At 39.7% G+C, this 12,726-nt stretch carries 9 protein-coding genes; all 9 read right to left on the minus strand.

Going from position 1 to position 12,726, the window contains the following annotated elements; translation table 11 throughout:
• Positions 1–81: 81 nt before the first annotated feature.
• Complete coding sequence (hepA, locus tag IQ274_RS24245; protein ID WP_194143690.1) at positions 82–1,923, minus strand: heterocyst formation ABC transporter subunit HepA; 1,842 nt, start codon at positions 1,921–1,923, stop codon at positions 82–84.
• A 114-nt stretch (positions 1,924–2,037) separates the two neighbouring features.
• A complete protein-coding gene (hepC, locus tag IQ274_RS24250; protein ID WP_194143691.1) occupies positions 2,038–2,760 on the minus strand; it encodes a heterocyst development glycosyltransferase HepC in 723 nt (240 codons plus the stop codon).
• Between the two features lie 637 nt (positions 2,761–3,397).
• Positions 3,398–5,626 (minus strand): GumC family protein, encoded by a 2,229-nt coding sequence (locus IQ274_RS24255; protein WP_114082311.1) that lies wholly within the window; start codon positions 5,624–5,626, stop codon positions 3,398–3,400.
• A 124-nt stretch (positions 5,627–5,750) separates the two neighbouring features.
• Positions 5,751–6,851 (minus strand): glycosyltransferase, encoded by a 1,101-nt coding sequence (locus IQ274_RS24260; protein WP_194143692.1) that lies wholly within the window; start codon positions 6,849–6,851, stop codon positions 5,751–5,753.
• A gap of 303 nt (positions 6,852–7,154) precedes the next feature.
• Positions 7,155–8,468, minus strand: a complete 1,314-nt coding sequence (locus IQ274_RS24265; RefSeq protein ID WP_185581274.1) for an NAD(P)H-dependent oxidoreductase — start codon at positions 8,466–8,468, stop codon at positions 7,155–7,157.
• 109 nt (positions 8,469–8,577) lie between these two features.
• Positions 8,578–9,819, minus strand: a complete 1,242-nt coding sequence (locus IQ274_RS24270; protein WP_194143693.1) for a glycosyltransferase — start codon at positions 9,817–9,819, stop codon at positions 8,578–8,580.
• A 135-nt stretch (positions 9,820–9,954) separates the two neighbouring features.
• Positions 9,955–10,509, minus strand: a complete 555-nt coding sequence (rfbC, locus tag IQ274_RS24275; RefSeq protein ID WP_194143694.1) for a dTDP-4-dehydrorhamnose 3,5-epimerase — start codon at positions 10,507–10,509, stop codon at positions 9,955–9,957.
• A 115-nt stretch (positions 10,510–10,624) separates the two neighbouring features.
• Entirely contained in the window at positions 10,625–11,476 is an 852-nt protein-coding gene (locus IQ274_RS24280) for a phytanoyl-CoA dioxygenase (protein WP_194143695.1), read from the minus strand.
• Between the two features lie 49 nt (positions 11,477–11,525).
• Complete coding sequence (locus tag IQ274_RS24285) at positions 11,526–12,533, minus strand: glycosyltransferase family 2 protein (RefSeq protein WP_194143696.1); 1,008 nt, start codon at positions 12,531–12,533, stop codon at positions 11,526–11,528.
• Between the last annotated feature and the right edge of the window lie 193 nt (positions 12,534–12,726).

The following is a 12,726-nucleotide window of genomic DNA, read 5'->3' on the forward strand; positions in this document are numbered from 1 at the left end:
CCTTGTTAAAATTATCAATAACTGAGTAGGGAAATGAATTCGTAATTTATATTTTGTAAATTACGAATTACGAACTATGAATTACGAATTATAGTATTGCATCTGGTGATATTCCCATAGCTTGCCTTGGCGTGCGAGTAATTCTTGATACTTGCCCTGTTCTACTATCCGTCCTGCTTCTAGTACTACGACTTTATCTGCTTTCGCAATAGTAGAAAGACGGTGAGCGATCGCAATTACTGTTCTACCAACAGATAGCTTTTCTAACGAATCTTGAATTAAGCGCTCGGATACAGAATCTAAGGCACTTGTTGCTTCATCCAAAATCAAAATTTCTGGGTTCCGTAGTAGCGCCCGTGCGATCGCAATTCGCTGTCTTTGTCCTCCAGATAATCTAACACCCCGATCTCCCAATTGGGTATTAAAACCTTCGGGCATTTCTAAAATAAATTCCAGCGCATTCGCTAATTTAGCAGCTTCTTGAATTTGCTCATTAGTAGCTTGTGGAGTACCATAAGCAATGTTTTGCCAAACATCAGTATTGAAGATAAATGTATCCTGACTGACAACAGCTATTTTACGACGTAAAGAATTAATTTCAAACAGTCTTATATCAACTTCATCGATATAAACATTTCCCTCTGTGGCATTGTAAAATCGGGGGATTAAATCAGCAAGGGTGGTTTTACCAGCACCAGATGCTCCAACTAGTGCAGTCATTTTTCCCTTTTCAATGGTTAGGGTAATGTTATGCAGTACTATATTTTGGTCATCGTAACCGAAATCTACAGATACTAAATTTATTGCCCTTTCTAAAGCCTTAAACTGAAGTTTCCCATTCTTAAAATAATTTTTATCATCACTTTTCAACAAGTTTTTAATGTTGTCTGCCGAGCCATGTAGAGTACTGAGAAATGCTCGTGTACCATTAATATCTTGAACAAACGGGATGAAGCGAAATAACACAAAGAAAAATGTTAGCAAAGAAGCAACTTGTAGCGTTCCATTACTAACCAGGCTAGTGAATGCCAAAATAATCATTCCCACCAACACAGTAGTGGCTGCCCCTTCAGCAATTGGCTTGACAAGTGTCCAAGTGAATACAACTTTAGTTGTAGTACTTACTACCTTGTCGCTAGCTTTGTAGTAACGCTGGCGCTCAAATTCTTGAGTACCACAAGAATGAACAGTGCGAATGCCATTAATAAATTCTATGGCTGTTGATGTAAAGTTAGCATTGGCAGCTGTCATGCCAAAACTGGATTCTCTGACTCTGGCATTCAGATTAGATAACCCTACACCTAAAAGTGTAAATAGTAATGCTGAAATTACAGTTAGTTGCCATGATATCAAAAACATTGAGATTAAGTAGACAAGAGTTGTTATGCCTCTAGTTACTAAAAATGCTGCACCACTAAAACCCTGTCTAATTCTTTCGATTTCTGTGGTTATTGTGTTAATTAGTTCACCAGAACGAGTTTTGGCAAAGTAACTTAACGATAAGGATTGTAACTGTTCAAAAATTTGCTTGCGTAAGCGATCGCCAAAATGCAGTTGGGATAGTTCAGTATAAACTAGTCCAAAATAATTGAAGGCAACACGTAACCAAGTACTTAATAATATCAGTGAAGATATGCGGTAGAGACGGTTAATTGATGATGACTTAGATCCTAAGACCAAAATATCAAACCATTCTATTCCTGTTTGGACAGGTTGAGCATTTGGACTAGTTAAGCTTTGCAAGAAGGAGAGTAAAAAACCAATGCTTACTCCTTCAAAGGTTGCTGCTAAAATTGAGAAGGTTAAAGCTAAAATTACTATTTTGCGAAAGTGTTTAAATTCTCGCAATATCAAATAGTTGTCTTGCCAAAAGCTAGAAGCTTTGAGCAGACTACGGAATTTTTGAGGGAGTTGAGAATTCATCGATTTTATAATAATAGTTTGGCAAGGTAGAGAGACCGCTAAAGATGCAATGTAAGTAATTTTTGCGTTAGCCTCAGTGCGGTAGATGAAATCATCAATTACCGCACAGATGAATTACAGTGTTTGGCTATCTAGATGTAACAGGTGAGATGCCTCTACTTCCCAGGAAGCTTTAATGTCTGGTAGTTTATTGAGCTGTACTGCATCTTCCAAAGTCCAGCAATGAGATCCACCACCAGTCAAACTCATGTCACCCCGCAGTACGTTAAATAACTGTGGGAGATTGTCGAGATTGTATTTATTTATCCAACGCCCTAGTGGTGTGATATTGTGCGTACAAAACTTCATTGCTTGAAAGAGTTTACCCCGTTCTCCAACACGCCATTCACGACAAAAAAGCGATCCTGGTGAGTAAACCTGCATTAATGCCATCAATCCCAGCATGACTGGACTTACTAATAGCAGCAATACTAAAGCAGCAATCCAATCAATTAATCGCTGCAATTGTCTCCAGGGTTGATTAGAAAGTTTATTGCCAGCAGGTATGCTTAGGAATATTGGTTTTTGAGCTTCTTGACACGCATCTGCCCAAAACCTGAGCAAAGCCTCACCTAGCTTTGGATCTATGCTTACCAAACTTACTGGAGAATGTTGTAAGCATTTTACTAGCGATCGCTTACTATCTAATGCAGGCAGATATGGTTGTTTCACTTGTCCAGGCTGCTTCACCAACAACTGACCCCGCCGCCACAGGAGTGTGCAGTACCCACGATTATCTTGGTGTTCCTGGGTTACATCATATAAATTCTCTAGAGATGGAATTATTGAAGCTGTCATAATGTCTTTGGGTTTATACAGGAGTGAATTACTGAGGCGTTATCAAAGGCTATCAATGCCAAAGACCCAAATCCGAATCTTGTTGTAAGTCCAAAAAGTTGGAGATAATTGAGGGCAAAAATATGTTATTGCTATTTGCCACTCAGTCAAGCACATATTGTCCAGGATTATGCTGGTGTAGAGGTTTACAAATCAACGTTACTATCAATATTCATGGGCAATCGGTATTTTCCGGTAACTACTGAAAGTAGAAATATGTAGAGGGAAATTACCCATAAATCTATATCTACGTTTAATTGTACTGAGGTGTTTGTTGTGTCGATAGATTTAACAAAACCAGTCCAACCTTGTCTTCTAGCCTTTTTGAAGGTGCTTTAATTTCTAGAATATAAGACTATCTAGAAATAGCGATCGCTCAAATAAATTCTTTATTTACTCTTTAAAGAGCCAGTAATTTATCTGAAAATCCATAAAGATAGCATAAATATACTAAAATTTTCCTGATAGCAATAAAATTAAATTTGTTCATAAAAAATTAGGGTAGCACAGCTGCGCTACCCTACCGTATGTTGCATTTAAACTAATTTAGATTCCCGACTTATATAAAGAAGACGGGGATCAATCATAGCTGTACTAGCTACTTTTCTACAGCTTGACGGAGAGCCAATTGCTGTTGTTTGATATAAGGTACGTAATTACTGCTAGAGTTTGATACTCCGTTAGCTACAACCCCAATCAGGTTTAACTTACTTAGCATTGCTGTAGCCTGAGTCAACTGGCTTCGTGTCACAATACCAATGCTTGCCACCATAACGACGCTACGACAAGATGATGCAGTAAGCATGGCATCCACCAAACCAAGAACTGGGGGAGCATCTATGAGTACCAAATCATAGTTTTCCTCAAAAGCTGCCATCAATTGCATCATTCGGGGAGAACTCAACAGATTAGCTGGGTCAGCAGGTTTGGGCCCAGCAGTTAAAATATCGATGTAGGCGGAACCTGCGTATTGAAGACTAATCTGGCTGGGTAGACTTGCATCACTCGCTAGTAGAGTTGAAAGCCCTTGTTCATTAGGAAGATTCAGTTGGTGGTGCAGGCTGGGATCGCGTAAGTTGGCATCAATTAGTAACACCCTTTTGTGTAAACGGGCAGCACTCATTGCTAAACCTAACGCCAAAGCTGATTTACCCTCATCTGGTAAAGCTGAGGTAATCATCAAAGACTTCAAGTTAGCAACAGTATTTAAAAGTTCAATGTTTTTGTAAATCAGATCCAGCGATTCCCAACGCGGTGGAGATTGCAATACCTGAATTGTCCAAGGGGCGAGAACTTCTGGTTTGCCAAAGGGCAATTTAATCATTGATTCTCTGGGTTTAGCTGGCGGTAGCTTGGGGGTTGTTCCCAACAAAGGTAGAGCCATTTGCTTCTCTAACTCAGCAGTGGTATGAACTGCATCATCAGCCGAATCTCGAATAAAGGCAGCAATGCCTCCTAACATCAACCCAACCACAGCACCTAACAGCAAGTTCTGTTGGAGATTGGGGCCTAATTGTGCGCCTTTTTGGGGATCTTCTACCACTTCCCAATTAAATCCACCCTTAGAAAGTTCTTGCCGCAATTGCTGTTCTGCTCTTAAAAGCTGCTCTAACCTTTCACGACTAAATTGCAACTGCGGTAGCATCCGATTGTAATAAGCCAAAAGAGGCGGGAAGCGTTTGATTTCCAAACGTAGCTCGTTTTCTTTCTGAGCTAAACTTTGATCGCGGGCAGTTAAAGCAACTATAGTTGTCTGCGTTTCTACTAACTGACCAGCAAGGCTAAGATCAATTTGTCCAAGTTGTCCTTTTTCAAGAAGAGAGTCTCCAGATGTGAATGCACTAGCAGACTTTTCGCCTAAAGTTCTTCCTACTTCTTGTTGCAATAATTCCTTCTGGCCCTGAAGCTGTTCTTTGAGCTTTTGCACACTTGGAGTCTGATCTGTAAAGCGTAAGCGTTCTTGTGCTAGTGCCAATTCGCTTTTTTGGATTTCGTTTAGTAAGCCTTGATAGCGAGTAGACTGACTCAGACGAGAAGCAACTAAAGCATTTTGAGGAGAACGGTTAAGTTGTTCTTCTAAAGATTTTTGGCGTGCTAAGGCTTCGCCATACTGAGCGCGAGTTGTCTGTCTTTCTTGAGCAATATTATTCAAAGCTGTCTCAATCGCTTTGGCCTGTGACTCTGGATCAATTAAGTTCTGATTTCTGCGAAACCTTTGTAAATTAGTCTCAGATGCGTTTACTTCTTCACTGGCTTTACTTAACTGTTCCCTAATAATTTGCAGCCCTTTTTGTAACCGCGAAGTCTGCTGTTGTTTGTTATATTCCAGATAAACTTGTCGAATTGCACCCAGAACTTTTTGTGTCTTTTCTGGATCTCCAGCAGTGTATTCAACTTGAAAGATTTTTGTAGCGACATTATCTTCTTTGCTTCTCAATTGAGTTAAGACTAAAGAAGCTTTAATTTCACCTGTACTGATATCTGGATAATCAGACTGAAGTTTATCAACTGCTTTTTGGATAAGTCCAGAACTCTGCATCAAGTTAAGCTGAGTTGCTGTATCTATGACAATATTAGAGTCAGTAAACTGGCTATCTACCCCTGCTCCTTCTTTCTTTCCTTGATAGTTAGATTCTACTAGCAGTTGCATTGAACTTTTATAAGTTGGTTTAGTTTTTAAAGTTACGATGCCTGCTATAGCAATAGAACTAATTAATACTGCTAAAAACCAAGGAAATCTTCGCACAAATACGGCAAACAATTGTCCGTAACTTGGTTCAGTTTCAGAGGCTGGATTTATTTGAGGATTTAGACTAGTTTGAACCACTTTTATTATCCTTGTCTTCAAGACTTACGCTGAGAGATATCCCGAAGAGTACCTATTTTTAACAACCCGCCGGGGACGATAGAGAAAAGAATAGGTAATCTTATAATGTCAAGAGATTCCGAAATCAAATGAATATTTGATGCTCGCCACAAGCTTGGTTAATAATTTGCTCAACTTTCCCAAAGAAGGCATTCTCTGAAAAGTTTGCTACTGCATGATTACGGATGCGATCGTAATCCCAAGAGATGCCATTGGCTTCTTGTAATGCAATTTGTAGAGAGTCAGGTGTTTGTCTTTTGAAAAAGACTCCTGTTTCACCTGGTATTTGAGTATCTAATACTCCACCTGCTCCATAAGCGATAACTGGTGTCCCGCTAGCATTAGCCTCTACTGGAACTAACCCGTAATCTTCTAAGGCTGCGACAATAATAGACTTGGCTTTGGAAAACAAGTCTTTGCGGGTTCTATCACTTACGTGTCCCAAGAACACAATATTTTGTAATGCTTTAGATTTTAACCGTGCTAGTTCTGGCCCGTCACCTGATATTAATAAGCGCCATCCTAGCCAATTAAAAGCTTCGACTATTATATCAAGGCGTTTATAGCTAATCATCCGGGCTGAAGCCAGATAATATTCATCTTTTATATCTGAAAAAACAAATTTACTAGTATCAATTGGATAGTTAACCATCATTGCCTTTTTGCCATAAATATTTTCAATACGGCGGGCAACAACACTAGAATTAGCAATGTAAAGGTCAGGTTCCTGTGCATATTTCAGGTCTACCTTTCTCATTACTTGAAATACTTGTTCGATTAAAGGTGCAAAATATCTATAGTCCCCGTACTCTCTTAAATAGGTTGCTGTATCCCATAAGAAACGGGTGACGTTATGGCAAAAGCAAATGTGGCGGGCATTAGGATTTTTTCGCACTGCTTTGGCGAAGCTGGTGCTACTGCTAATAATTAAATCGTAGTCTTGCAGATCCAAGGAACGAAAGGCAGGAAAATATAGAGGAGCCATTGACCTGAAATACTTTGCTGCACCAGGGATTTTTTGTAAGAAGGTTGTGTTGACTATGCGATCGCCTAGATCAATAGTTTTTTGAGGATCGTACAGAGATGTGAAAATGTCTGCTTCAGGATAACGCTTACAAAGCAGTTCAAATACACGCTCTGCCCCACCTCGCTGGGTTAAATAATCGTGGACTAGAGCAATTTTCATGAATTTAACCTAAAGTTTCGATCGGGTTTGTTTCAAGGCTCCCCAGCAAGTTATTATCAACAACTTTAGTCTCCCGCAGTATAGCTTCCTATCCTCTTGACGAAATTCTGGCGACAAATATGTTGGTAAGGGCTTCGGAGATCCCCCCAACCCCCCTTAAAAAGGGGGGCTTTTTCTGATTCTTTCACCCCCTTTTTAAGGGGGTCGCCGCAGGCGGGGGGATCTGATCCGAAACTTATAAGGGGCGTACAGCTGTACACCCCTACAGCCAATTCATTTGTCGCAATATTTTTGGAATCGATATTACCCAACTGCTACCAAGATTTTTTCTGGGGCGAAATAATTGTTTTGCTCAGTTCTTAGTTGGTCGCAGAGTCTGCCTTCAGGTAATTCTACATCCTCATAAGTGAGAACTTGATCCTTATTAATATCCCGTTTTAAGCGACATCCTTCAGCTAAACCAATTGGTAGGAGATTTTGCTGTTGGACGATGGGGGAATTTTCACATTGTCCGTAGGTCATGTAGTAACCGATGCCATCTAGGGTTTCTCCAGCTTTCAGGTCGATTTTGGCGGTGGTGACAACATCTACTAACGGGCCTGCTAGCGGAGACATAACGGCATCACCGAAGAGGACAGCACGCGCTACAGACAAGGGAACTTCAAAATGACAGAGGTGATAAGGAGTATAGAAGCTGTAAAGTGGGCCTTCGCCTAATTTGTATAAGTTGAGATAGTGGCGTTGCTTGGGGTCGTCGTGAGTGGCAAATACATATACGCCTGGGCCTGGTTTTGCTCCAACTACATAATCGACAATACCACCCAGTTCTTTGAGTTGTTCAACATCATATAAATGGGTCATTTCCTCGACATAACCGTTGAAGTCATATCCCAACATTCCCCGTTTGGCGACTTTCATCCCTGTGGCATTGGCAACGATCGCTTGCTCGAAGGAAATTTTGGTTCCATCAGCGAAGCTAGCCACCATGTGGGGCTTTTGACCCCAGCGTTTAGCAAATCCTTCCTGGGTGGTGGGATTGCGATAGGGGTCTTGGAGTCCTTTAATGTTACCGCACAATAACGGAGTTAAACCAATGCTTTTTACAAAGCGGTAGAGGTTCATTTGCACCCCTGGCTGATCGCCATCACAGGCGCTGAGAATGACACCTGCTTTGTCAGCATAGACTTTGAGGATGGGGCCAATAGTGCCGTCGAGTTCGGCATTCATCATGATCACATGTTTGCGGTGAGCGATCGCTTCCATTACGATGTGAGCGCCAAATTCCACTGCACCTGTGACTTCGATTATGGCCTCGATGCCCTCAGCCTGACACAGTAACTTAGCGTCTTCTGTGACTGCATACTTACCGTTTGCGATCGCATCTTCTAATTCGCTTACAGTTGCAACAACTTGAATATCTTCAATTCCGGCTTCCGAATAAGCTTGTTTAGCTGCATCAATCTTGCGATTGGAGATAGCAACTAACTCCATCCCTGGCACGGAATTAACAATTTGGTTGGCAATTCCTCGACCCATAAAACCAGCACCGATCATTCCCACTTTGATAGGATTTCCTGCTGCTGCACGGGCTTGTAAGGCGCGATCGATAATAATCATGAACTAAACTCCTTTTTGGAACTGTTGGTTGTGATACAAATTCTCTATAAACTTGCACTTAATGATTTTTTACAGCTAAATATTAAGTACATTTTCATAGGAATTAAGATTAGCTATGGCTACTAACTGGTTGTTTGCTAGGCGCTATAGAACCAGTCTGTTTTTCCTGGCTGTGATTTTCGATAATTTGCTCTACAACATTTCTGTAAACTTGAGCAAATTTTTCTTTAGTATGATTTGCTCTTGCATATTCCCATGCCTGACGAGACATTAGATTTAGGTCTTCTACAGGCAAATTGGAAATACTTCTAACTTTCGCCTTAATTTCGCCAACGGAAAGATTATCGAAAATCACACCAAAATCATGAACATCGACACCAGATTCGTAGCTTAAAATTGGAATTAACCCAGCTTGTAAGCAACTGATTACTGCTCCTGACTGTCCTTCAGAAACGGAAGGATAAACAAGCCCTATACAGTTATTTGTAACCTCTATAAAGTCAGGACTACTAACATCAATCCAACCATAAGTATGGATGTTAGGTGTTTCGTACAGTTCTTTATAGAAAGCTTGCTCAAATTCTTTGTCATTACTTACCGGGCCACAAACTGTTAAATGGTATTCCGGCATTTGGGCAAAGGCATCTAAAACTAAATCTAATCCTTTCAGAACTAAAGCACTACCACCAAACCACAGAAAACGCTTTCTTACCGCTTCAAAATCTTTCTTTTCAGGATAAGGATAAACGCTAGGCGAAGAAATTGGGATACGATACATTGGTTTTTTGGCATACTTAAATGTATCAGTTGTGAAATCATTACCCAACACAATCGCGCAATCGGCATGTTCAATTCCCAAGTTAGGAACCTCAAATCGTTGTGGTTTTAAGGTGATACCTTTGCGCCGTTGTAGTTCTAGAAGCCTGTTGCATTCTGCTGCATTACGAAAGACCATATTCGCAATGTCAACGTGGAAAATTTTGATGCAATCTTTATTGAGTTTTGGTGCAAGTGCTTCCATCCGATGACGGATATCAATGAAAAATGCGTAGTGCTTTTGCGGAACGAATTTATCATTGTGGAACTGGATGACATCAACGTTGTAACCCAAGTCTAAAAAAGTTTGGGCTATTTGCCAAACTTCCCAGTACCAAGTATGGTCGTTAGGCATTGGCTGACCAGGTTTTAAGAGGAATGGCTCAATCCGATAAGAAAGAAGTACATTCCCTTTGAAAGGCTGTTTTGGCTTTAGAGAAACAACCTTTAAGGTCTTAGCGTAATTGATCCGAGCTTGAACTTTTTTGGAGACAAAAGAGATAGTATTTTCAACACGAGATAGAATATTTGACATTTATTTCTACCCAAATTCATTAATTTAATATCTCAAGTTTTAATTAGTAATTGACATTTTTATGTACACCAATTCTAATTTTTTTCCTTTGCGGTTCGTTAAAATAATTTTACGAACCATTTAATACCCCTGTCTTTATCTAGAAGTACCGCCAACTGTCATCATTCTTAACAAAGGCCAATTTAAATCTTTCTCAGATATTTCAGTCACATCTAGAGGCCAATCAATGGCAAAGAATGGGTCATCATAGCGTAAACCTCTCTCATACCCTGGCGTGTAAAATTCGCCTACTTGATATACAACTTCAGTCTCATCTGTGAGTGCTTGATAGCCGTGAGCAAACATTTCTGGAACATACAAAGCGCGGCGGTTTTCTGGTGTTAATTCCACACCGATATGGGATAAAAAGCTAGGAGATTCAGGACGCATATCAATAATTACGTCATAGATAGCGCCTTTAGTACAGCGAATTAATTTCGTTTCTGCTGCTGGCAGAATTTGATAATGCATTCCTCGAATAGTGCCTTTTTTGTAGTTAAAAGACAGGTTACATTGAGCAACTGTTGGCTTTAATCCGTGTGCTTCAAATTCTTGAGCGCAGAAAGAACGAGCAAAAAAACCTCGGTGGTCTGGCTTTTCTTCTAAGTCAATAATGAATGCGTCTTTGAGTTCGGTTTCAGTGAAAATCATTATGATTACTTTAAGATGAATGTTGAGTACAGAAAATAACAGTAATAAACGTAGATTATTAAATCTACAACTTTATAGGGTGCATTACGTTCCTAACGCACCATACAAAAGGTTACTAAGTCGAAACTTTAACTGCATCTGATGCAGAACGTAACTCTGCTCTGGGATAAGTATCATCCCAGTATTGGGTGCAGAGGTCTGGCCGTTCAGGAGGATTGGCGGTGTAACAAAAGAATAATGTTGACCGATCTTCTGTGCGGACTGTGCCGTGATGCAAAGCATTTTTTGTATCTACAATAATGACTGTACCTGCTGGGCCTGGGCAGGATTTCCAAGCTGATTTGGGGATTACTGGTTTTACTTGTTCATCATTGATACCCATATAGCCTGACTTCCAAAGTTTGTAGTAAAGTCGAAAATAATTCCAACTAAATAAGGAAGTTAAAGAGCGAGGGATGTATTCAAAAGGCCCAGTTTTTTGCTCTACATCATTCAAGTAAATGAAGATTTTAATAATCCGGCGGTCTTCTGCATCGCTATGCCATAGCAGCGTTCCAAACTGATGTTTACTCTTGAAATCTTTGCGTAAATGTACACCATGAAAAGCAATAGGGAGACCGATATAATTTTCGATGATGCTGAGTAGCCTTTTCTCCAACCCCCAGGCATAAAATTCTGGTAAACCTGTAACTGTGTAAATTTGTGGCAACCTTTCATCTAGATGGTCATTGTTAGGATTTTCCATCTGAGACAATTGATGGTAAGCAGCTTTGAGCAGTTCGGAGGTAGAATTTAACCCTAAATCTGCCAGTGTTGTGACGCAAACACCGTCTTTTTTGAGAGCATTAAGAATGTTGTGATCGCTTCCTGCTAATGCTGGCAGATTTTTGCTATGCTTCCAACGAGCTAGGTAATATTCAAAGTCAGATGAGAGTGTAGCTATTTTGCGTTTAATCGCGTCAAACATGGCGCAAATCCTTCTCTTATTGATATATAGTTGTTAGTAATTAGGTAGTTTATGGTTTATAGGTACGTACTTCTTCAGTAGATATTTCGCTTGATTCTGCTAAACCGAATTCTTTAGAAACCATCACATCAAAAGCACACAAGCTGACTAAAGCCAAAAATGGAACTACTGTTTTGATGGCGGACATCGGCCATCTTCTTAAAGCACCCAAGAAAACTTTTAAGTTGACTTCTTTACCGTTCTGCAAAAGCATCCGTCTACAAAATTGCTTAGAATATCCACTCTGCTGTAATTTCAAAATCACTTCGGGGATGTGTTTGTATTGCATTAACAGTGCTGATTGTGGTTCTTTCTGCCAATAACTCACACCAACGATACATTCTAAATAAGTCTCTTTAGTGACAATTACACTACCATTAGCAGCACAATATCCGGCTAAATATGCTAAAGATATCCAGTTATTCTCAGCATCTTGCCAATCTTGTAGAGCGCGTTTTACTAAGTCAGTGCGATAGACTGTAGCAGTTAGAAAAATGACTGCACCGACACTTTTTGAAAAACAATGTTCAAATATGGCTTTACCATCACCCTTAGCATCTTCACTATCAACATCAAACCAGCGATTACCAACTATTTTTGGTGGATGAACTGGTTCACCAGTAATTTGATTACGACCGGAAAAGTTGAGGAACAATAATGATAAATCTTCGTGTTGTCTGAGCTTGCTAATCACATAAGCGACTGCTCTATCTTGAATTGGGTCATCATCGCCAATTGTCCAAACATATTTTGTTGTTGTAGATTTTAGGCAATACATAATATTTTTAACTACGCCTAAATTCTTTAAATTTTTATTTGATTTAAATGTAATATTGTTAAGTGTCACTTGCCATTTTTGGATCACCTCCTGAGTATTATCTGTTGAACAATTATCGGATACTAAAATCTCACACTCATCTTCAAAACCTTTGATAGCTTGAGCCAACCATGTTAGCTGTTTATCAAGTAACCCGGCACGATTATAAGTGGGTATGGCAATAGTCAGAAGTTTATTCATATTAAGCTTAAATCTATAGTTAAGGGGCTACTAACAACAGCTTGTTTATTAACAAGCTGCTTTTAAGTTGATTTTTTGATATTTAGCAACAAAAGCTTTATGAAACTACGCCTCTTAATTACTTTTTACCTATTATCTATGAGCATAATGACAACAATAAAATAGTAATAAAAGGCGCTTTTTGGGTTATATT

This window comes from Nostoc sp. LEGE 12447 (genome assembly GCF_015206985.1).
Taxonomy (GTDB): domain Bacteria; phylum Cyanobacteriota; class Cyanobacteriia; order Cyanobacteriales; family Nostocaceae; genus Nostoc.

What these genes read in the sequence shown, in the direction of transcription:
- hepA (WP_194143690.1), bottom strand. Translation starts at nt 1,923, where the DNA reads ATGAATTCTCAACTCCCTCAAAAATTCCGTAGTCTGCTCAAAGCTTCT.
- hepC (WP_194143691.1), bottom strand. Translation starts at nt 2,760, where the DNA reads ATGACAGCTTCAATAATTCCATCTCTAGAGAATTTATATGATGTAACC.
- IQ274_RS24260 (WP_194143692.1), bottom strand. Translation starts at nt 6,851, where the DNA reads ATGAAAATTGCTCTAGTCCACGATTATTTAACCCAGCGAGGTGGGGCA.
- IQ274_RS24265 (WP_185581274.1), bottom strand. Translation starts at nt 8,468, where the DNA reads ATGATTATTATCGATCGCGCCTTACAAGCCCGTGCAGCAGCAGGAAAT.
- IQ274_RS24270 (WP_194143693.1), bottom strand. Translation starts at nt 9,819, where the DNA reads ATGTCAAATATTCTATCTCGTGTTGAAAATACTATCTCTTTTGTCTCC.
- rfbC (WP_194143694.1), bottom strand. Translation starts at nt 10,509, where the DNA reads ATGATTTTCACTGAAACCGAACTCAAAGACGCATTCATTATTGACTTA.
- IQ274_RS24280 (WP_194143695.1), bottom strand. Translation starts at nt 11,476, where the DNA reads ATGTTTGACGCGATTAAACGCAAAATAGCTACACTCTCATCTGACTTT.
- IQ274_RS24285 (WP_194143696.1), bottom strand. Translation starts at nt 12,533, where the DNA reads ATGAATAAACTTCTGACTATTGCCATACCCACTTATAATCGTGCCGGG.